The sequence below is a fragment of the Streptomyces sp. NK08204 genome, assembly GCF_020400585.1.
Lineage (GTDB): Bacteria > Actinomycetota > Actinomycetes > Streptomycetales > Streptomycetaceae > Streptomyces.
This window is the reverse complement of the sequence record NZ_JAINVF010000008.1, coordinates 53,057-75,527: the sequence shown is the minus strand read 5'-3', so window position 1 is coordinate 75,527 and position 22,471 is coordinate 53,057. Positions and strand designations below refer to the sequence as shown.

Annotated in this window: 9 protein-coding genes; 4 read left to right on the top strand and 5 right to left on the bottom strand. The window is 73.9% G+C overall.

Annotated features, from left to right (window positions below; translation table 11 throughout):
* Positions 1-75: 75 nt before the first annotated feature.
* Together K7G59_RS15055 and K7G59_RS15050 are read left to right on the top strand one after the other, a co-directional pair.
* On the top strand, positions 76-279 hold the full coding sequence (locus K7G59_RS15055) for a hypothetical protein (RefSeq protein WP_225834358.1): 204 nt from the start codon (positions 76-78) through the stop codon (positions 277-279).
* Between the two features lie 120 nt (positions 280-399).
* A complete protein-coding gene (locus K7G59_RS15050; protein ID WP_225834357.1) occupies positions 400-3,315 on the top strand; it encodes a LuxR family transcriptional regulator in 2,916 nt (971 codons plus the stop codon).
* Positions 3,316-3,469: 154 nt separating this feature from the next.
* On the opposite strand, the gene K7G59_RS15045 is transcribed toward K7G59_RS15050, so the two are convergent.
* Positions 3,470-4,321, bottom strand: coding sequence for a LysR family transcriptional regulator (locus K7G59_RS15045; RefSeq protein ID WP_225834356.1), 852 nt, complete (start codon positions 4,319-4,321; stop codon positions 3,470-3,472).
* 94 nt (positions 4,322-4,415) lie between these two features.
* On the opposite strand from K7G59_RS15045, the gene K7G59_RS15040 reads away from it, so the two are divergent.
* Positions 4,416-5,153 (top strand): SDR family oxidoreductase, encoded by a 738-nt coding sequence (locus K7G59_RS15040; protein ID WP_225834355.1) that lies wholly within the window; start codon positions 4,416-4,418, stop codon positions 5,151-5,153.
* Between the two features lie 205 nt (positions 5,154-5,358).
* Positions 5,359-6,102 (top strand): IS982 family transposase, encoded by a 744-nt coding sequence (locus K7G59_RS15035; RefSeq protein WP_225834353.1) that lies wholly within the window; start codon positions 5,359-5,361, stop codon positions 6,100-6,102.
* Between the two features lie 46 nt (positions 6,103-6,148).
* Here K7G59_RS15035 and K7G59_RS15030 read toward each other — a convergent pair whose 3' ends face one another.
* From K7G59_RS15030 to K7G59_RS15015, 4 genes are all read right to left on the bottom strand, one after another.
* Positions 6,149-7,399 carry an MFS transporter gene (locus K7G59_RS15030; protein WP_225834350.1) on the bottom strand — a complete coding sequence of 417 codons (1,251 nt, stop codon included), beginning with the start codon at positions 7,397-7,399 and terminating at the stop codon, positions 6,149-6,151.
* Positions 7,400-7,476: 77 nt separating this feature from the next.
* Positions 7,477-8,706: a cytochrome P450 gene (locus tag K7G59_RS15025; RefSeq protein WP_225834348.1), complete on the bottom strand. Its 1,230-nt coding sequence runs from the start codon at positions 8,704-8,706 to the stop codon at positions 7,477-7,479.
* Entirely contained in the window at positions 8,703-15,950 is a 7,248-nt protein-coding gene (locus K7G59_RS15020; RefSeq protein WP_263976330.1) for a non-ribosomal peptide synthetase, read from the bottom strand. The genes K7G59_RS15025 and K7G59_RS15020 overlap by 4 nt, the downstream gene beginning before the upstream one ends.
* Positions 15,951-16,088: 138 nt before the next feature.
* The gene (locus K7G59_RS15015; RefSeq protein WP_225834346.1) at positions 16,089-22,397 is read right to left on the bottom strand and encodes a non-ribosomal peptide synthetase; all 6,309 of its coding nucleotides are present in this window, start codon (positions 22,395-22,397) and stop codon (positions 16,089-16,091) included.
* Positions 22,398-22,471: the final 74 nt, after the last annotated feature.

The window sequence follows — 22,471 nt, the reverse complement described above, 5'->3', positions numbered from 1 at the left end:
CCCCAAGCGCACCACGGACTCAATCCACCTCCCACCCCGTGTTCCCGCACGGGACACCAGAAGGGGATCACCGCCATGGACCAGAACCTCACCGCCACCGCCACCGCCACCGCCACCGCCGACGCCGCCGGGACCGAGCAGGACGCCGCGGGCGGAATCACGCTCAAGGGCCGCAACCGCGCCTGCGCCCGCGCCCGGGTGCTGGCCGGCCTGGTGCTGACCAGCGGCATCGTCATCACCCTGAGCACGCTGGACACCTCGGTCTCCGCCCCGCAGTGACCCCCGGTCAGATCTGACCACCTCGCGATGGCGCGGACCCGCTCGGCGGGCCCGCGCCGCCGCGTTGGTCTGCGGCGCGACCTGCCGCACATCCCGACATTCCGATTATCATCTGCGTTCATGCGTTCCCATGCGCCTTCCCTGGTCGGGCGGGACCTTCAACTGGGTCTACTCGAAAGCGCCTTGGCCGACACCCGGCAAGGACGCGGCGGTGTGGTCTTCCTGGTCGGCGAGGCCGGTGTCGGCAAGTCGCGGCTGGCGGCGGAGGCCGTGGGCGGTGCGCTCGGGGCCGGGATGCGGGTCCTGCGCGGGCGCAGCAGCACCACGGGCCCGGCCGTACCGTTCCGGCCGCTGACCGAGGCGCTGATGTCGCTGTTCCGCAGCGGCGAACCCCTCGACGACTCGGCCCTGGGTCCCTACCGTCCGGTCCTCGGACGGCTGATTCCCGACTGGGACACCGGGGAGCGCGAGAGCAGTTCCATGGTCATCCTGGGCGAGGCGGTACTGCGTCTGCTCATGGCCGCCGCCCGCGGCCAGGGCCAGCTCCTGCTGCTGGAGGACCTGCACGACGCCGACCCGGAGACGCTCGGCGTCCTCGAATACCTGGTGGACAACCTCGAATACACGCCGGTCCTGCTGCTCGCCACCGTGCGGACGGACTTCAGCGACGCGCTCGACCTCGCGCAGTCGGCCCGCCGCCGCGGAGCCGCCACTCTGGTGGAACTGCCCCCGCTGACCCGCCCCCAGGTCGACGGCATGGTCGCGGCCCAGCTCGGCACGGACTCCCCCGCCGAGGTGCCGGTGCCGGTGCTGCAGCGGCTGTGGGAGGACAGCGCGGGCAGCCCGTACCTGGTCGAGGAACTGCTGCAGTCCATGATCGGGGCCGGTACCCTGGTGCAGGGGCCGGAGGGCTGGCGGGCGGTCGGCGATTTACGCAGTGACGTCTCCTCCACGCTGGCGCGGGGCATCCTGCGGCGTATCGACCGGCTCGGCGAGCAGGGCCTGACCCTGCTGTCGGCCGCCGCCGTCCTCGGTCGGCGCTTCCCGCTGAGCGTGCTGCAGCGCATGACGGACATCGACGACCGGGCCCTGCTCAGCCATCTGCACGCGGGGGTGGCCGCCCGGCTGGTGATTCCCGACGAGCCCGCCCCCGACTGGTACTCCTTCCGGCACTCCCTCACCGTGGAGGCCCTGTTCACGCAGATGACGCCCGGCCGGCGGGCGGAGCTGGCCCGGCGGGGCGCGGAGGCCACGGAGGAGCTGCATCCCGAACTGGGCGGCGACTGGTGCGCGCTCGCGGCCGGGCTGCGCTGCGAGGCCGGGGACCGCGCCGAAGCCGGGCGGCTGTTCGCCACCGCCGGTGGCCGGGCGCTCGCGGCAGGTGCGCTCGGCTCGGCGGTGACCCTGCTCAGCAGCGCCGAGCGTCTGCTGGCCGCCGGTGCCGACCCCCAGGCCCGGGCGGAAGTGCTGGAGAACCTGCTGCCGGCGCTCGCCGAGGCCGGTGACTTCGCCCGCGCCTTCGACCTGGCCGAGGATCTGCACGCGCTGGACGGCGCGGGCCTCAGTCCCGCCCGGCTGGCCACACTGCACACCCGGCTGGCCAAGGTCGCGCACACGGCGGGCCGATGGGGCGACGGCAACCGGCAGATCTCCCGCGCCCGCGAGGTGCTGACGTCCGCGCCGGACGACGCGACGGCCGCCGCCGTGGACGTCACCGCCGCCTACCTCGCCCTCGACACGCCCGGCCCCGACCGCACCCAGCACGCGGAGAAACTGGCCCGCTCGGCCGCCGACGCCGCGGAGCGGTACGGGCTGCCGGTGGTCGCCTGCCAGGCCCGGGAACTGCTCGCCACGGTCGCCCGGGAGCGGGACCCGGAGGAGTCGGCGGCGATGCTGAAGCAGGCCCTCACCACGGCGGAGCGGCACCGGCTGCCGTTGCAGCGCATGTACGCGGCCACCCGCATGGGCGGCAACGCCTGGCTCGCCGACGGCGACACCGCGGGGCTGCTGGCGGCCCGCGAGGAGGCCCTGCGGCTCGGCTCGGTCAGCATCGTGCACACCGTGGACGGCATCCTCGTCCTCGACAGCGTGCTGCGCGGTGCGTACGACACCGCACGCGAGGCCGCCGTCGAGTGCCTGGCCGTCGTACGCCGCCTGCGGCTCGCCCCCGCCGTGCGCTATGTGCTGACGGCGCAGGCCGCACTCGCGGCGCACCTGGGGGACCGTGCGGGGATGGAGGCAGCGCTGGCGGCGTTCGCCGAGTGGGACGGGTCCGGCTCGCAGGAGGAGCCGCTGGGCTTCGGCCTGGCCCGGGCGTTCTGCGCGCTGCTGGAGGAGGACCGGGAGCTGGCACGGGCGGAACTGGGGTCGGTGCTGACGCTGGAGACGGACAACCCCTCCACCTACCATCTGAGCGGTACGCACGGTCTGGTGCTGCTGCTGGACGTGCTCGCCGGGACCGCGGACCGCGCCCGGCACGACGAGATCACCGCCACCGCCGTGGCCCGGATGCGCTGGAACCGGCAGTTCGTGCTGCTCGCCGACGCCGTGCTGCTCGGCCGGGAGGGCGCGGACGCGGATGCGGCGCAGGCGGTCGAGTCGGCGTTGTCGGTGGCGGAGCCGTATCCGCTGGCCCAGCATCTCGGGCTGCGGCTGATCGCGGACGCCGCGCGCGAGGACTGCTGGGGCGACCCGGTGGGCTGGCTGCGGCGGGCGGAGCACTACTTCCACGGCCGTGACACACCGGCCGTCGCCGGCGCCTGCCGGGCCGCGCTGCGCCGCCTGGGGGCGCCCGTGCACCAGCACCGCACCGGCACCAGCGGTATCCCGGAGGAGCTGCGCGCCCTCGGCGTGACGGTGCGGGAGTTCGAGGTGTTCCGGCTGCTGGCGGAGCGGCTGAGCAACAAGGACGTCGCCGACCGGCTGTTCATCTCACCGCGTACGGCGGAGAAGCACATCGCGAGCCTGATGACCAAGACGGGAGCGGCCAACCGGGCCGACCTGTGCGCCCGTTCGGCCGCCCTGCGTTCCGCCTAGGTGATCGACTCCGAAGTCTGGTCTGGTCATCGTGTGGTGGCATGACTCGGTACTCGGCACTTGACTCGATAGGTGGCACCACGGTCGAACCAGGGAGAAACCTGTTGCTGAGCCGGGCCACGATCGGTATGGGACCTGGCCATGCATGGTGGAACTACTGGAGATGTGTCGCAGTCCGCACAAGGTCGGCGACGGCTCTGGACCGGCTGTGCGGTGGCCAGGCGATCACGGTGGTGACTTTCGGCGCGTCCAGCACGGGCACGGCGGCGAGGTCGCCGTGCAGTTGGGCTCGGCACGACTCCGGTGAGACCGCGCAAGCCCGGCCGAGCGCGACGAGCTGCAACAACTGGGCGTTGTCGCGGACCTGCGGGCCGGGGCCGGGCGGGTAGGTGCCGTCGGGGTCGGGCCAGCGTGGCAGGGGCAGGCCCGGCAGCCCGGTGATGTCGGCCATGTGCACATGGGCCCGAGCGGTGAGCGGATGTCCGGCAGGCAGGACCACCACCTGGCCCTCCGTGCTGAGCTCTTCGGTGTGAAGCCCGGCCGTCGAGTCGAACGGCCGGTGCAGCAGCGCCACGTCGGCCCGGCCCTCGCGCAGGAGCCGTTCCTGCTCGGCCGGGCCGCACAGGATGACGTCGACGGGGAGCGCACCGGGTTCGGCGGCGTACGTGTCGAGCAGTTTCGCCAGCAGTTCCCGGGAGGCGCTGGCTTTGGCGGCCAGGACCAGGCCGGGACGGCCGGTCGCGCTCCCGGCCGCGCGGCGGGTCCGGCGCTCGGCGGCGGCGACCGCGTCCAGGGCCGCCCGGCCCTCGTCCAGCAGCACCGAGCCGGCCTCGGTCAGCGTGACGGTGCGGCTGGTCCGGTCCAGCAGCACTGCTCCGAGCCGGCGTTCGAGCTGCTGGATCGCGCGGGACAGGGGTGGCTGGGCGATCCCGAGCCGCTGTGCGGCGCGCCCGAAGTGCAGTTCTTCGGCGACGGCGACGAAGTAGCGCAGTTCCCGGGTCTCCATGCGGCCACGATACCGGCGTCCATACCCTGAAGGTATCGTCGCCCACCCGATCGGTCTTGGACCGCACCCGGAATCCAGGGGCAGCATGGCCTGCATGAGCGAAACGAAGGTCGCGCTGGTCACCGGCGCGAACAAGGGAATCGGCTACGAGATCGCTGCGGGCCTGGGCGCCCTGGGGTACCGGGTGGCCGTGGGAGCGCGGGATGCGGCCCGGCTGGAAACCGCCGTCGAGAAGCTCCGCGCGGGCGGGGCCGACGCGTTCGGCGTGCTGCTGGACGTGACCGGCGACCGCAGCGCCGCCGACGCCGCGGCATCGGTCGAGCGCCAGGCCGGACGGCTGGACGTGCTGGTCAACAACGCGGGTGTCTCCGGGCCGATGGGCCCGGACTGGGCGCAGGACCCGACGACCCTGGACCTCGATGTGGTCCGCGCGGTCGTGGAGACCAACGTGATCGGCGTCATCCGGGTGACGAACGCGATGCTCCCGTTGCTGCGCCGCTCGTCCTCGCCGCGCATCGTCAACATGTCCAGCAGCGTCGGCTCCGTGGCCCTGCAGTCCGACCCGGATGTCGAGCTGGGCGCGGTCATGGCGGCCTACGCGCCGTCGAAGTCGTTCTTGAACGCCGTGACCGTGCAGTACGCCCGGCAGTTCGCAGGCACGGGCATCCTGATCAACGCCGCCTGCCCGGGCCTGGTCGCGACCGACTTCACGGGCTTTTTCGGGGACCGCACCGCGGAGCAGGGCGCGCTGATCGCCGTCAGACTCGCGACGCTGCCCGATGGCGGCCCGACCGGCAAGTTCTTCGACGACGCCGGCGTCGTGCCCTGGTGATCACGGCACGCTTGCCGGGGTGAGGCCGCTTCGCCCGCGCCTCGAACAGGTTCGTCGACTGCGGCGGCACGAGCTGGTGCCAGGCAGGTTGGCACGCCGATGCCACCTATCGAGGCACGAACGGCATCGCTTCCCAGGTCACGGCTCAGAGCAGGTGCCAAGTATCGCGTCCCGGCACAGGCGTTGAGTTCTGGCGATCGCCCAGGTGCTGCTCGGGTTCGCCGGGGAGCGGCACTGGACCCGTTACGCCCGCAAGCACCTGCGGCATCTGTTCCCGTACGTCCTGGAGCAGTCCGGCTACAACAAGCGGCTGCGCGCGGCCGGGCCGCTGATCGCGGCAATGATCCGAGAGTCGGCGCTGGTCACCCCGACCGGAGTGGACGGGCTGCGTCTGATCGACTCCACGCCTGTGCCGTGCGGCATGTCCCGGGAGACCACGAAGCGCTCGGACCTGGCCGGGGAGGCCGGATACGGCTACTGCGCCTCGCACTCCCGGTTCTTCTGGGGGATGCGCCTGTACCTGCTCACCTCCGCTCAGGGCATGCCGCTGATGTGGTGCCTGGCCAACCCGAAGCTCGAACGGGAAGTGATGACCGCGATGCCGGAGGCCGACCACCACCTGGTGGCCGAGGGCCAGGTACTGCTGGCCGACAAGGGCTTCGCCGGCGGCGAGTTCGAGCAGTTGCGCGCCGAGCTGGGCGTCCACCTGGTCCGCCCGGCCCGGCGCGGCACCGCCGACCCGGCCTCCACCCCCGCCGAGCGCAAGCTGCTGCGTATGCGCCAGCGGATCGAGGCGGTCTTCGACACCCTCGAAGAGCAGCTGTCACTGAACGGCACGGTGCCCGGACCTACGGCGGGATCTTCGCCCGGATCGGTCAGCGCCTGCTGGCCATGGCCGCGGCAATCTGGCACAACACCAAGACCGGTGCCACCAGCAAGCGATCACTGACCGCCTGCGACCACTGACCAGCCCGGACTTCGGACTCGATCATCTACTAGCGCATCTCCCGCACCGCCCGCGACGCGAGGACGGCCAGTCCGGTCAGGGCGAGCACGGCGGCGACCACGCCGAACAGGGCGAACGTGCTGCTGCGGGCCAGCGCGCCGCACAGGACGAGCGACAGCGGTGCCGCGGCGTAGCCGAGGACCATGTCCACGGAGACGAACCGGCTGAGGACGCTCTGCGGGATGTTGCGCTGGATCCAGCTCAGCCCGAACACACCCTGGAAGCCGATGGCGAAGCCCATGGCGAGCACGGTGACGACCACGGCGGCGGTGCTGTGCACCAGGCCGAGGACGGCCATTCCGGCGCCGAGCCAGCCGGCGAGCCCGGCTATCAGCAGGCCCACCGGGGGGCGGCCGCCGAGGGCGCCGCCGGCGAGGGTGCCGAGCATCGCGCCTCCGGCCAGGGAGCCGTTGAGCACGCCGAGGGTGGCCGAACCGCCCCGTAGTACCTGGTCGGCGAGGGTGGCGAAGCCGACCGTGAAGGGCCCGGCGTAACAGAAGTTGACGGCGGTGTCGAGGGCGACGACGGTGCGCAGCCGGGGGTCGCGCCAGGTGTAGGTGACGCCCTCGCGGATACGGGCGCCCAGGGACTGGGGTGCCTCTTCGGCCGCCTCGGTGTCCGGGCGGGTCACGGGGGTGCGGGTGCGGATGCGGGCGACGCACCAGCCGCACAGGGCGAAGCAGACGGCGTCGACGAGGAACGCCACCGGGGCCCGGGTGACGGCGATGACCATGCCGCCGATGGCGGGGCCGATGACGGCGGCGGTCCGGGTGCCCGCGCCGAGCAGCGCGTTGGCCTGGGTGAGCAGGTCCTCGTCGACGACGGAGGGCAGGATGGACACGCGCGCGGGCTGGAAGAAGGCGTCCACGACTCCGAAGGCCGCGGCTGCCGCGCACAGCAGCCACACCGTCAGGTGCCCGGTCAGACCGGTCAGTCCGACCGCCGTCATGAGTGCCGCCCGGGTCCAGCTGGAGGCGGCCATCAGCGTGCGTGTGGACCACGAGTCGCCGAGGGTGCCGCCGACGAGGGTCAGCAGGGCCCTGGGTACGGCCTGGAAGGCCAGGACGTAGCCGAGGGTGAGGGTGGAGCCGGTCAGGCCGAGGGTGATCCAGGAGAAGGCGACGACGCTGAAGCCGTCGCCGAGCAGAGACAGCGACTGTCCCAGCCACAGGAGTCGGAAGGGGCGGTGCCGGGCGGGTGCCCACAGCCGCGGACCGGCGCCGGCAACAGTGGTGGCCATGGTCGAGCCTTTCGTCGTCGGTCGTGAAGGGGCCGCGGCATCCGGCGGAACCGGATGCCGCGGCAGGCAAGCGCCGGTCAGTAGCGCACGGGCAGGGCGGTGAGGCTGCGGTTGAGCAGGGAGGGCTGCCAGGTGAGCCGGTCGGGGTCGGTCAGGGTGAGGTCCGGGTGGTCGCGGACCAGGGTGGTGACGGCGGCCACGGCGACGAGGCGGGCCAGCGCGGCCCCGATGCAGAAGTGGGCGCCGAAGCCGAAGCCGAGGTGGGTGGAGCCGGTGCGGCGGACGTCGAACCGGTCGGGGTCCGGAAAGCAAGCCGGATCGCGGTTGGCGGCTGCGGTGACCAGGAAGATGCGGTCATCGGCGCGCAGGGTGCGGCCGTCCAGGTCCAGGTCGCGGGCGGCGGTGCGGATCGACATCTTGGACGGGCCGTCCAGGCGCAGGGTCTCCTCCACGGCGCCGTGGGCCAGCGCGGGGTCGGCGCGGACGGCGGCGAGCTGGTCGGGGCGGATGTGCAGGGCCAGGACGGTGTTCGCGATGAGGTTGCTGGTGGTCTCCCCGCCGGCGAACGCCATCTGGGTGAGCATCCCGACGAACTCCTCCTCACTGACCGACTCCCCCACCCGGCCCTCGCGCAGCACCTGGCTGATCAGGTCGTCACCGGGCTCGGCCCGGCGGCGGGCGACCAGCGCGCCCAGGTAGTCCTCCAGGCTCACCAGCGCCTGCAGGGAGGCCCGGTACTCGCTCTCCTCCTGGGCGGTGCCGAGGACAAGGTCGGCGACGCGGGCGTTCCAGTACCAGAAGGAGGGGGCGTCGGTGCGCGGGATGCCGAGCCAGCGGGCGAAGACCAGCGCGGGCAGCGGTTTGGCGATGTCGGCCATCAGGTCGCCGCCGCGGCCCGGGACGGCCCGGCGGGCGAGGACGGCCGCGGTGGCCTTCTCGGTGAAGGCGCGGTAGCGGGCGACGGCCCGGGCGGCGAAGGCCTCCTGGAAGACCTGGCGAAGCCTGCGGTGCTGCGGCGGGTCGTTGAAGACCATCCAGCGGGCGAGGATCCCGAAGGCGCGTTCGGCGTCCTCGCCGGCCCCCTGCGGTACGGCGTCCATCAGCGGCCGGACCCGGTCCGCGGAGACCGCTGGGTCGCGCAGGCAGCGCATCACATGGTCGTAGCCGGTGACGAGCCAGGCGTGGTGCATCGGGCTCCAGTGCACCGGGGCGTGCGCGCGCAGCGCGTTGAGGTAGCCGTAGGGCTCGGCGACCGCGTCCGGGGACAGCAGGTAGCGCTCGGTGAAGGCCGGGGCGGTGGTGGTCATCGGTTACCCTCCGCCTCGATCCCGGCCAGCACGGCGGCGATGCCGGACACCCGCGGCTCGGCCAGCATCGACATGTGGTCGCCGTCGCTGATGTGCAGGGTGAGCCCGCCTTCGGCGACCTCACCCCAGCGTGCGACGTAGGTGTCGTAGTCGGCGTCGAGGCCCGGCATCGTCCGGCCGCGCGGTGTCCCGGCGGCCTCGCTGCCGATCACCAGGTGCACATGGCCGGGGTAGGGGCGGGGCTCGTAGGCGGCCAGCGCCGCGAGCAGGGAGTGCCACACCTCGATCGGCGCGTTCTCCACGAGCGCGGCCTCGGCGGGGCTCATGCCGGCGCCCAGCAGCGTGGCGGTGAGTTCGGCCGTGGTCCGGTCGCGCTGGGGTGAGGGCGGCAGCTCGCGCAGCCGGTTCCGCAGCCGCAGGGCGTCACGCAGGTCCTTGGTGACGCCGGTGAGCCGGGCCCGTGCGGCGGCGTTGGGCACATAGGGCTCGATGAGGACCAGTGGGTCCACGCGGTGCCCGGCCTGGTGCAGCTGGGTGGCCATTTCCAGGGCGATGTTGGCGCCCATGGACCAGCCGAGCAGGGCGTGCGGGCCGTCACCGGCCCGATCGGTGATCTCGGCGACGTAGTTGGCGGCGATGCCGGTCACGGTGCTCGGGTCGACACCGCCGAGCAGGCCGCGCGCCTGGAAGGCGTGCACGGGCCGGCCGGGCGGCAGGGCGCGGGCGAGCGGCACGAACCAGGCGGCGCTGCCGCCGGAGGGGTGTATGCACCACAGGGGCTCCCCCGCGCCTTCGCGCAGCCGTACCTCGGAGCTCACGGCGGCCGGTTGGGCCGCGCCGGCGGTACGGGTGGCGTGGGCGGCGAGCCGGGCGATCGTCGGGTGTTCGATGAGGTCGCCGACCGACACGGTCAGGCCTCTTTCGGCGGCCATCAGGGAGACGCGGACCGTGGACAGGGAGCTGCCGCCGATGCGGAAGAAGTCGTCGTGGACGCCGATGCGGGCCAGCCCGAGGACTTCGCGCCACACCTCGGCGAGGACCTTCTCCGCCGGGGTGGCCGGGGCGACGTACTCGGTGTCGCTGGGCCCGCGGTCGGCGGACGGCCGGGGCAGCGCCCGCTTGTCGGTCTTGCCGCTGCGGTTGACGGGCATCCGGTCGAGGAAGACGAAGCGGGCGGGCAGCATGTAGGCGGGCAGGCAGGCGCGCAGGGCGCCGCGCAGCTCCTCGGGGTCGGGCTGCTCGGGACCGCGCGTGACGAGGTAGGCGACGAGCGCCGGTTCGCCGGGCAGGTCGGTGCGGTGCAGGACGACCGCCTGCCGCACCTCGGGCATCTGCCGCAACGCATGCTCGATCTCGCCGAGTTCGATGCGGCACCCCCGCAGTTTGACCTGGCTGTCGCCGCGGCCGAGCCACTCCACCGAACCGTCGGGCCGGCGTACGCCGAGGTCGCCGGTGCGGCACAGGCGCTCGCCGGGGGCGCCGTAGGGGTCGGGGACGTAGGTGGCGGCGGTGAGCGCGGGCCGGCCGAGGTAGCCGCGGGCGACGGCCTGTCCCCCGAGGTAGACCTCGCCGGGCACACCGACGGGGACCGGCTGCAGGTCCTCGTCCAGGACGTGGGCGCTGGTGTTGCGGATCGGGATGCCGATGGGCGGGCGGCCCCGGCCGGGACTCAGTTCGGCGACCACCGACCACACGATGGTCTCGGTGAGGCCGTACAGGTTGTGGAAGCGGCGCCCGCGCGCCCATACGTCGGCGAGTTCGGCCGGGCAGGCCTCGCCGCAGACCTGGAGGACGCGCAGCTCGGGGAAGTCGTCCTCACCGAGGACCGCGAGGGCGCTGGGTGTCATCACGGCGCAGGTGATGTGCTGCTCGCGCAGGGTGCGGGCCAGGTCCGGGCCGGGACGCAGCGCTTCCTTCGGCGCGGTCACCAGGCGCGCCCCGTTGGCGAGGGACGAGGTGAGTTCGTGGATGGAGACGTCGAAGCCGAACGAGGTGAACTGCAGCACACGGTCCTCGGGGGTGACGCGGACGAGGTCGCGCTGGCCCTCGATCAGGTTGGACAGGCCGCGGTGCGGGATGCCGACGCCCTTGGGGACACCGGTGGAGCCGGAGGTGTAGAGGACGTAGGCGAGGTTGTCGGCGCCGGCGTCCGGGCCCGGTACCGGGTCCACCGGTGCCATGGGGGCGTCGAGGTGGAGCACCGGTCCGTCGAAGGGCACGGTCCCGTCGAGCGCCCGCTGGGTGAGCAGCACCCGCATGCCGCTGTCCTCGGCCATGAACGCAAGCCGCTCGGTGGGGTGCTGGGGGTCGAGCGGCAGGAACGCACCGCCCGAGCGCAGGACACCGACCGCCGCACGGACCAGGTCGGGTCCACGCTCGACGCAGATACCGACCACCGTGTCGGGCCCGACTCCCAGTCCGCGCAGCCGCCACGCCAACTCCTCGGTCTGCCGCTGGAGTTCGCCGTAGGTCAGCTCCTGCCCGAGGTGTTCGACCGCGACCGCGTCCGGGGTGCGGGCCGCCTGCGCGGCGATGTGTTCGTGAAACAGCAGCGAGGACGAGGGGATGTCGGGTCCGCGCCCCCACACGTCGATGGCCGTGGTGCGGGCGGCGCCGGTGAGCGCGGGCCGGATCACGCGGGCGTGCGGGTCGGCGACCATGGCCTCCAGCTGGGCGCAGAACACGTCGGCGAGTTGCTCGGCGGTGGCGGGGGCGGCGAACTCCGGGTCGGTGTCCAGGGTGAACGCGTTGACACTCGCGTTCATCATCACCGGGAACATGGTGCGGGCGATCTCCAGGGAGTCGTCCCAGGACTCGTGCGACAGCCGGTGGAGGTTGACGTAGTTGAAGACGGCATCGGTCAGGCTCGTCTCGGTGGGCCGCAGCCCGGCGATGCGGGCGAAGGGAACCCTGCGGTGCGGGAGCATCTCCTGCTCGGCCGTGAACACGTCCCGCAGGTAGGCGAGCCAGTTGCCGCGCGGGCGGGCCACACCGAACGGCACGGTGTTCAGGAACAGTCCGCGCATCCTGTCCGCGCCGGGGATCTCCGGCCGTCCGTTGGTGACCAGGCCGATGCTGTGGCCGATGGCTTCGTCGTCTCGGTCGGCGAACAGGCTCATGGTGTGGTGGAAGGCGGTGAACAGCACGGTGCGGCGGGGCACTCCGGCCTGCCTGGCCAGCCGGCCGACGCCCTCGGCGAGGTGGGCGTAGGAGCGGCGCGCCTCGTGCACCGGTGGCTGCCCCGCCGCGGTGCCGGCCACGCGCCGGCCGAGGGTGACGGGCCGCAGGTCGGCCAGGCAGCGGCGCCAGTACTCCAGTGACTCCTCGTTGTTCAGCGCGGCCCGCTCCAGGGCGACGTACTCGGCGAAGGCGGGGGCGCTCGGCGGGCGGGGGGTGGTGCGGTGGGCCACGGCCTCCCGGTGCAGGGCGAGCAGGTCGGCCACGAGCGAGGTCAGGCTCCAGCCGTCCAGGACGACATGGCAGTCGGTGAGGACGAGGCGCAGGTCGTGGTCGGTGACGTGGTGGAGGTGGATGCGCACGAGAGGCGCGGCGGCGAGGTCGAAGCGGCGTTCGAACTCCTCCTCCACGAATGCGCGCAGTCGGGCCCGCTGCTCGTCCTGCGGCAGTCCGCGCAGGTCGGTGTAGCCGACGGGCAGGTGGGCGCTGCGGTGCACGAGCTGGAGGGGTTCCCGGTAGGAGACGAGATCGACGGAGGTGCGCAGGTTGGGGTGGGCGGCGACGACCGCGTCCACGGCGGCCTGGAAGGCGGCGAGGTCGAAGCCCTCCGGGACGGTGATCTTCAGGTCGGTGACGTTGTGGTAAGCGCCGCGCCGGGGGTCGGCGAGCATCTCGTGGAGCATGCCGGCCTGGAGCATGGTGAGTGGGTAGGCGTCCGCGAGCCCGTCGGGCAGACGGTCGGCGTCGGCCGGGTCCAGCTGGGAGAAGGGAGCGACGGGGGCGGGGACGTCGACGACGTCGGTGACGGCCGTGGCCAGGTCGGCGAGGGTGCGGGAGCGGAAGACGTCGGCGACGGTGAAGCCGAGGCCGGCCTGGCGGGCGAGACCGACCAGGCGCAGCGCCAGGATGGAGTCGCCGCCCAGCTCGAAGAAGTTGCCGGTGCGGCTGACGTGTTCGCTGCCCAGCACCTGGCTCCACACACCGGCGAGCGCCTGCTCCACGGGTCCCTCGGGCGGCACGTGGGTGCCCTGCCCGGTCACGGTGGGCTCGACGGCGGTGAGCGCGGCGCGGTCCACCTTGCCGTTGGCGGTCAGCGGCAGCCGCTCGTGACGGACGAAGAGGGCGGGGACCATGTAGTCGGGCAGGGTCAGGCGCAGTCCCTCGCGCAGGGCGGGTGCGTCGAGCGGGCGCCCCTCGGGGGTGACGACATGGGCGACGAGGCGGGCTGCCCGGCCGTCGCGGCGGGCCACCACGGCGACGTCGGCGACGCCGGGCAGGGCCCGCAGGGCGGTCTCGATCTCGCCGGGCTCGATGCGGTAGCCGCGGATCTTCACCTGGTGGTCCGCGCGGCCGACGTACGCCAACTGGCCGTCGGGCAGGACCCGGACGAGGTCGCCGGTGCGGTACATGCGGGCGCCGGGCGCGCCGAAGGGGTCGTCGAGGAAGCGTTCGGAGGTCAGTTCGGGCCGGTTGCGGTAGCCGCGGGCCACACCGCCGCCGGAGACGTACAGTTCGCCGACGCTGCCCGGCGGCACCAGTCTGCCCCAGGCGTCGAGGACGTAGCCGTGCTGTCCGGCCAGCGGGCGGCCGATGGGCGAGCGGACGGCTCCGTGCACGTCCTCCTCGGTGATGGTGCGGAGGGTGACGTGCACCGTGGTCTCGGTGATGCCGTACATGTTCACCAGGGCGGGACGTGGTCCGGGAGTGGTGAACCAGGTGCGGTAGTCCCCTACGTCGAAGGCGTCGCCGCCGAAGATCACCGTACGCAGGGCGAGTCCGGTGAAGTCGGCTCCGGTGTCCGCGAGGTGGGCGCGCAGGCCCTTGAAGGCGCCCGGGGTCTGGTTGAGGACCGTGACGCCCTCCTCGCGCAACGTGCGGTGCACGGCGGCCGGGTCGCGCACCTCGTCCGCGCCGAGGACGACGACCCGTCCGCCGCTGGTGAGCGGGCCCCACAGTTCCCACACGGAGAAGTCGAACGCGGGCGAGTGCATCAGCGTCCACACATCGGCGGGACCGAAGTCGAAGTGCCGGTCGGCCGCACCGAGCAGCCAGGCGAGGTTGCCGTGGGTGACCTCGACCCCCTTGGGGCGGCCGGTGGAGCCGGAGGTGTAGATGACGTAGGCGAGGTCGTCCGGCGCGGGGTGCGTATCGCCGTCGTCCGGCGCCTGGTCGTGGTCGTCCGGGTCCAGCTCGATGAGGCCGGCCGGCAGGCCCTCGACCGCCGGGCGGGTGGCCGCGTCGGTGACGATCCAGTCGATGCCGGAGTCGGTGACGGTGAACTCGCGCCGGGCCCTGGGGTGGGAGGGGTCGAGCGGGAGGTAGGCGGCTCCGGCGCGCCAGACGGCGAGCAGGGCGACGGCCAGCTCGGGTGTGCGGTCGAGGCAGACACCGACGAGGGAGCCACGGGTGACGCCGCGGGCGCGCAGCCGTCGGGCCAGGGCGGAGGCGCGCGCGTCGAGCTCTCCGTACGTCAGGGAGCGGCCCGAACCGCTGACGGCGACGGCGTGCGGGGTGGCCGCGATGTACTCGGCGAGGCGTTCCGGGGCGGTGGCGGGCGCGGGGATGGGGTCGGTGCCGGCGTTGGCCGGGCCCTCGGGGCCGAGCAACCGGGCGCGTTCGGCGGGGGTGAGGGGGTCGACGGCGCTGAGCGGGGTGTCGGGTGTCGCGCGGAACGCCTCCAGCAGGGCCACGGTGTGCCGGGCGAGCGCGGCGACGGAGGTCTCCTCGAACAGGTCGGGCCGGTAGACGAACACCAGGTCGGTGCGGCCGGCGCCGTCGCGCAGGTCGAGGGTGAGGTCGAACTTGGCGGTGGTGAGGTCGATCCGGTACGGCGTTCCGCTGGTGCCGTCCAGGTCGAAGCCGCCGGGTGTGGCGTCGGTGTGCGTGTAGAGGACCTGGACGAGCGGGTTGCGGGCGAGGTCGCGCTGTGGGCTCAGCGCGTCGACGACCTGTTCGAACGGCAGCGACTGGTGCGAGAACGCCTCCAGGACCCGGTCGCGGGTGCGGGCCAGCAGCGCGGCCGGGGTCGGGTCGTCGCTGACGTCGCCGCGCAGCACGAGGGTGTTGACGAAGAAGCCGACGAGCTGTTCGGTCTCGGCCCGTTCCCGGTTGGCGACGACGGTGCCGACGGCGATGTCGCTCTGCCCGGTGTGGAAGGCCAGCGCGGCCTGGAAGGCGGCCAGGACCGTCATGTACGGGGTCGTGCCGAAGCGCCGGCCCAGCGCGGCGATGCCTTCGGTCAGCGCGGCCGGCAGGGTGACGGTGTGGGCGGCGCCGCGATCGCCGGGGGTGTCCGGGCGGAGGTGGTCGGTGGGCAGCTCCAGCGGGGTCAGGCCGGCCAGCCGGGAGCGCCAGTGGTCCAGCGCGGCGGACTGGTCGCACGTGCGCTGCCAGATGGCGTAGTCGGCGTAGTCCAGGGGCAGTTCGGGCAGCTGTGCACTGCGGCCCCCGGTACTGGCCCGGTACAGCTCGGCCAGGTCGCGGACGATCAGGTCCAGGGACCAGCCGTCGGAGACGATGTGGTGCATGCCGAGGACCAGGACGTGGTCGTCGTCGGCGGCCCGCACGAGGGTGGCGCGGAAGGCGGGTTCGCGGGAGAGGTCGAAGGGCTGGACGGCAGCGGCGTGCACGGCGGCGGCCAGGTGCCGTTCCCGGTCCGCGCCGGCCGGTGAGGTCACCTCCACGACGTCCAGGACACCGCCCGGGGCCGGCAGGATCCGCTGGTACGGGATGCCCTCGTGCTCCGGGAACACTGCGCGCAGCTGCTCGTGCCGGGCGACCAGGTCCGCCACGACCGCGCGCAGGGCCGGGACGTCCAGCGGGCCGGTGAACCGCCAGGCGGCGGGCAGCAGGTAGGTGGCGGCGCCGGGGTCGAGCCGGTCCAGGAAGTACAGGCGCTGCTGGGCCGGGGACAGCGGGATCCGGTCCGGGCGCGGCCGCAGGCGGGTCGGGCCGTCGTCCGGGGCGGCGGTCCGGCCGCGCAGCCGCTGCTCCAGCAGGCGCCGGGCCGCCGGGGACAGTCCGCCGCCCGGGGCGGCGGGGCCGGGACGCACGTCGGATGTGGTCATGGGGGCACTCCGATCTCACTCTTGGAAAAGGAAGCCGTTGAAAGGGGCGGTGCGGCCCCCGGAAGCCGGCGCTCGCAAGCGGCGCACGGAAGCCGTGCTCAGAGGTGGGTGCTCAGCAGCGGGCTCAGCAGCGCGTGCTCAGAAGTCGGCCGTCAGGGAGAGGTCGATCTCGTCGTCGCTCATCTGCGAGATCAGCTCCAGCAGCCGGCGCTCCACCTCGGCGGCGAGCCGCTCCACGGTGGGGTGTTCGAACAGGTCCCGGACCTGCAGCGGGCAGTCGAACGCGGTCCGCAGCCGGGAGGTGACGGACACCGCGCGCAGGGAGTGCCCGCCCAGGGCGAAGAAGTCGTCGTGGACGCCGACCCGCGGCAGGTCGAGCACCTCGCACCAGATCTGCGCGACGACCGTCTCGGCCGGGGTGCGCGGTGCCACGAAAGCGCGCGGCGCGGGCGCCGCCGGTTCGGGCAGGGCGGCGGTGTCCAGCTTTCCCTGCACGGTCAGCGGCAGGGCGTCGAGGACCACGAAGGCCGACGGGACGAGGTAGTGGGGCAGGCGGGCCCGGCAGTGGGTCTCCAGGGACTGAGCGGACAGGCCGCTGCCGGCGGCGTAGCCGACGAGGGCGGGTTCGCCGTACGGGGCGCGGACCACGACGGCGGCGGCCCGGACGCCGGGATGGGCACGCAGCACCGCCTCCGCCTCCCCCGGTTCGACACGGAACCCGCGGATCTTCACCTGGTCGTCGTTGCGGCCGAGGAACTCCAGCTCGCCGGAGGGCAGTCGGCGTACGACGTCACCGGTGCGGTAGAGCCGGCCGCCCGGGGAGCCGAACGGGTCGGGCACGAACCGCTCCGCCGTCAGCGCGGGCCTGCCCAGGTAGCCGCGCGCCAGCTCCGGGCCGCCGATGAGGAGTTCGCCCGGCACACCCTCGGGGACGAGGCCGCCCAGGGGGTCGACGACGTAGGCGCGCCGGCTGCCCAGGGGGTAGCCGATGGGCACCCGGCCGCTCGGGGCCTCGCAGAGTGGCTGCGCGGTGGCGGAGATCACCGCCTCGGTGGGTCCGTAGGTGTTGACCACGGGCACCCCGGGCAGCTGCGCGAACCAGCGCTCCAGGGGGTCGGCGGGCAGCGCCTCTCCCCCGGTCACCAGCAGCCGCAGGCAGGCCAGCCGGGGTGCGAGGGTGTCCAGGCGGGCCACGAGCTCGGCCCAGTAGGACGGGGTGAGTTCCATGACGGTGACCCGCTCGGCCGCGACCCGGTCGGCGAGTTCCTCCGGCGACCAGATCTCGTCCGGGCGCACGATCACCGTGGCCCCGGTGCTCAGCGCGGGCAGGATCTGTTCCAGGGAGGCGTCGAACGAGGTGGACGCGAAGGTGAGCACCCGGTCCCGGGAGGTCAGCCCGAACACCTGGCGGGCCGCCGCCACATGGGCGTCCAGGGCGTGGTGCTCGACGCCGACGGCCTTGGGGCGGCCGGTGGAGCCGGAGGTGAAGATGACGTAGGCGAGGTCGTGGGGGTCCGGCACGTGCCGGGGTGCGTCCGGTGCCGAGGGCCGGGCCTGCCCGATGTCGATCGCGACGGCGCCGAGTCCGGTGACCTTCTCCCGGGTGGGCGCGTCGGTGACCACATGCTGTACGCCCGCCTCGTCCAGCATGTACCGCAGCCGCTCCGCGGGGAGCCCGGCATCGAGCGGGACGTAGACGCCGCCCGTGCGCCAGACGGCGAGCATCGCCGCCACCGGCCACACACCCCGGCCGACGCAGACGCCCACCGCGTCGCCCGGCCGCACCCCCGCGTCGGTCAGCGCGATGGCCAATCCACCGGTCTGGGCGTCCAGTTGTGCGTAGTCGAGCGTCTCCCCCTCGCACACCACGGCCGGGTGGTGCGGCTCTCCTGCCGTCCGGAACCGGGGGGCGGGTGCCGCGTCCCTTCCGGCGCCGGCCACCAGACGGCCGCGTTCCCGCGTGCCGAGCAGAGCGGCCTCGTCCACGCGGCTGCCGGGATCGTCGAGGAGGGCGCGCAGCACCCGGCCGACGTGCCGGGCGAACCGGGTCGCGGTCGCCGGGTCGAACAGGTCGGCGGCGTACTCGACGTTGAGGGCGAACCGGTCGGGCCGCACCAGGAAGGTGGCGGTCAGGTCGAACTTCGCCGATCCCCACGGCAGGGCGAAGGCGGTGGCGTCCAGGCCCGGCAGTCCGCTGCCGCCGGTGGCCGCGTCCTGTACGTCCACCATCACCTGGAACAACGGGTTGCGGGACAGGTCGCGTTCGGGGCGCAGCCGCTCGACGACCTTTTCGAAGGGCACTTCCTGGTGGTCGAAGGCGCCCAGGACGACGTCGCGCACCCGCTCCACGAGCTCGGCGAAGGAGGGCCGTCCGGACAGGTCGGTGCGCAGCACCACCGTGTTGACGAAGAAGCCGACCAGCGGCTCCAGTTCGAGTCGGCCGCGCCCGGCGACGGGAGTGCCCACGGACACGTCGGTCTGCCCGGACCAGCGGGCGAGGACCGCCTGGGCGGCGGCCAGCAGCACCATGAAGCGGGTCGCGCCGTGCTCGCGCGCACAGGCGTCCACGCGTTCGACGAGCCCGGCGGGCAGCTCGACCTCGACCGCGCCGCCCCTGCCGGTGAACGCGGCCGGCCGGGGCCGGTCCGTGGGCAGGTCGAGGGCGGGTGCCGCGTCCAGGGTGCGTTCCCAGTAGGCGAGCTGCGGCTCCAGGGCGCCGCTGTCGGCGCGGTCGCGCTGCCAGACGGCGAAGTCGCCGTACTGCACGGGCAGCGGCGCGAGCGGGGCGGCACGGCCCTGGCGCCGGGCCGCGTAGTGCTCGGCGAGTTCGTCCAGCAGGACACCCTTGGACCAGCCGTCGGTGACGGCGTGGTGCAGGGCGAGGACGGCCACGTGGTCGTCGTCGGCCAGCTCCCACACGCCGGCCCGCAGCAGGGGCGGTCGGGCGAGGTCGAAGCGGCGTGTGGCCAGGGCGGCGGCCTGCCGGCGTACGGCGTCCAGGCGGGAGGTCTCGTCCGGGGCCCCGGGTGCCCGCTCCCAGTGCAGCGGCACCCCGGCCGGGTCGCAGATCTGCTGCACCGGGCGGCCGTCGGACTCGATCAGTGCCGTGCGCAGCACCTCGTGCCGCTCGACCAGGTCGTCCAGGGCCTGCTGCCAGGCGGCGCGGTCGAGACCGCCGCGCACCCGCCAGCAGTACCACAGCAGGTAGGAGTCGCCGCGGTCGGAGGTGCGGTCGAGGAACCACAGGCGTTCCTGGGCGAAGGACAGCGGCAGCGGCCGGGTGCGGTCGACGGGGACGACCTCGGCGGCTCCGCAGGCGCGGGCGGCGGCCACGCGCGGGGTGAACCCGCGGACGGTGGGGTTCTCGAAGACGGTGCGCAGTTCGATCTCGCGGCCCAGGCGCTGGGCGATCCGGGAGACCGCCATGGTGGCGAGCAGGGAGTGTCCGCCGAGGTCGAAGAAGCCGTCGTCGATGCCGATCCGGTCCAGCCCGAGGACGTCCGCCCACACCTCGGCGACGATCCGCTCGGTCTCGTCGCGCGGCGCGACGTAGCCGGGTCCGGCGGCGGGGCGGGCGTGGGCCGCGTCGGGCAGGGCGGACCGGTCGAGTTTGCCGGAGACGCCGACCGGAAGGGCGTCCAGGACGACGAACTCGGAGGGTACGGCGTAGTGCGGCAGAAAGCGGGCACACCAGGCGCGCAGTTCGGCCCGGTCCACGGCGGCATCGCCGGCCAGGGCGGCGTCGGCGGCCGGTACCACGTAGCCGACGAGGCTGCGTCCGGTGGCGCGGTCGGGGCGGGCGGCGGCTGCGGCGACCAGCGGGCAGGCGCGCAGCACCGTCTCCACCTCGCCGAGTTCGATGCGGAAGCCGCGGATCTTGACCTGCTCGTCGCGGCGGCCGACGAACTCCAGGTCTCCGGTGGGCCGCCAGCGGACGATGTCGCCGGTGCGGTACAGCCGGCTGCCGGGCGGCCCGTAGGGGTCGGGCACGAAGCGCTCGGCGGTCAGGGCGGGCCGGTTCAGATAGCCGCGGGCCACTTCCGTGCCACCGATGAGCAGTTCGCCCGAGACACCGACCGGGACGGGTTCGCCGTCGGCGTCGACCACGTACACCCGCCGCCGGCCGAGGGGGCGGCCGATGGGCACGCTGCCGTCGGGCGGGTCGCCCGCGTCGTAGGTGGTGGCGGTGACCGTGGTCTCGGTGGGCCCGTAGGCGTTGCACACGCGTGCCCAGGGCACGGCGGCCCGCCAGACGGCGAGGGTGTCGGCCGGGACGGCCTCGCCGCCCAGCACCAGCAGGCGCAGCGGGGCGAGTGCGGCGGCCAGGCGCCGGTCGAGGCAGAGGGTGAGTTCCGCCCAGTAGGTCGGGGGCACGTTGACGACGGTCAGGGCGTGCCGCTGGACGATCTCGGGCACCTGGGTGGGCAGCCAGGGCTCGTCGGGGCGCATGACGACGGTGGCGCCCGAGGCGAGCGCGGGCAGCACCTGGTCGAGGGAGGCGTCGAAGGAGAAGGAGGCGAAGGCGAGCACCCGGTCGGCGGCGGTGATGCCGAGGCGCTGCCGGGCGGCGGCCACGTGGGAGGCGAGGGCCGCGTGTTCGACACCGACCGCCTTGGGCCGGCCGGTGGAGCCGGAGGTGAAGATGACGTGGGCCAGCTCGCGCGGGTGCGGCCGGTGCCGGGGGCCGTGCGCGTCCGGGGTGACGGTGGTGACGTCGACGGTGACCGGTGCGAGTCCGTCTGCGGTCGCGGCCGTCGCCGGATCGGTGACGATGCACGCCAGTTGCGCCTCTTGGGCCATGAACCGCAGCCGTTCTGCCGGCAGTTCCGGATCGAGCGGTACGTAGGCGCCGCCGGCCCGCCAGACGCCCTCGATCGCGGCGACCGACCACAGGCCGCGCCGCAGCAGCACGCCCACCGCGCTGCCGGCACCGACACCGGCCGCCGTGAGGGCGGCGGCGAGTCCGCCGGTGAGGGCGTCCAGCTCCGCGTAGGTGACGCTGTCGTCGCCGCAGCTGAGAGCGGTCGCGTCGGGGGCGCCGCAGAAGGCGGGCGAGGACGGCGGGGCGGCGGGCGTGTCGGGGGCGTGGTGCCAGTCGGGGCGGGGGCGGGCGGGTGCGCCGGGGATGCCGGGCAGGGTGCGGGCCAGGTCCTGCACGGGCGTGTCGGGGTCGGCGAGCACGGCGCGCAGCAGGGCCACGTAGGCGCGGGCGAAGGCCCGCATGGTGGGGGCGTCGAAGAGGGCGGTGGCGTACTGGAGGATGGCGGCGATGCTGCCGTCGGTGCGCAGCGTGAGGTCGAGGAAGACGTCCAGCGGGGTCTGGGTCAGTGGCGGCTCGACGAGCCGTACGTCGAGGCCGGGCATCCGCACCGCTCGGATCGGGGTGTTGAGCAGGGTGAACGACGCCTGGGCCAGCGGGTGCCGGGACAGGTCCCGGTCGCCGCCGACCACGCCGACCACCTGGTCGAAGGGGGCCTCGGCGTGTGAGAGGTCGCCCAGGACCTGGGCCCGCACCCGGGCCAGCAGGGCGGCGAAGCCCGGCCGGCCGGACAGGTCGGTGCGCAGGACGACCGTGTTGACGAGCGGGCCGATCAGGCGGTCGGCGCCCCGCGCGCCGCGGTCGGCGAGGGTGCTGCACACGGCGACGTCCGTACGGCCCGACCAGTGGCCGAGGAGGGCCTGGTAGGCGGTGAGCAGCAGCATGTAGCGGGTGGCGCGTCCGGTGCGGGCGAGGGCGTCGACTCCGGCGACCAGGTCGGCGGGCAGGTCGAAGCGGACGACGTCGCCGGAGCCGTCCCACACGCGCGGGCGCGGCCGGTCGGTGGGCAGGTCCAGCGGGGTCAGGCCGTCGAGGCGTTCACGCCAGTGGCCGAGCAGCCGCTCCAGGCGTGCTCCGGAGAGCCGTTCGGCCTGGGCGCGGGCGAGGTCGGCGTACCGCACGGCGGGCGGTGTGATGGGCTCGCCGCGGTATCCGGCGGCGAGTTCGTCCAGCAGGACGCCCCAGGACCAGCCGTCCACGGCGATGTGGTGCACCTCGATCAGCAGCAGGTGGTCGTCGGGGGCGACCTGGGCGAGCGTGGCCCGGACCGGGTGCTGTGCGGACAGGTCGACGGGCCGGCCGAGGCAGCGGGCGAACAGGTCGTCCGGACCGTCCACCGCGATCCTGTGCAGCACGACGCCGGTGGCGGCGTCCACGACCGGCACCGGCTCGCCGTCGACGGCGGTGAACCGGGTGCGCAGCACCTCGTGCCGCGCCGCGACCTCGGTCAGGGACTGTTCGAGCCGGTCGGCGTCGAGGTTTCCGCGCAGCCGCAGGACCAGCGGCAGCATCGACCCGGTGGAGGTGCCGGCCAGCTGGTCCAGGAACCACAGCCGGCGCTGCGCGAAGGATGCCGTACGGGTGTCGCCGTCGTTCGGTGCCCCTTCGGGGGCCGGGCCTGCTGTCACTGTGAGCCTCCAAGCCGTGTTTTGCAGCAGACTGCCGCCGGCGTCACGGGGCTCATAGGGAAGAAGACGCAGCA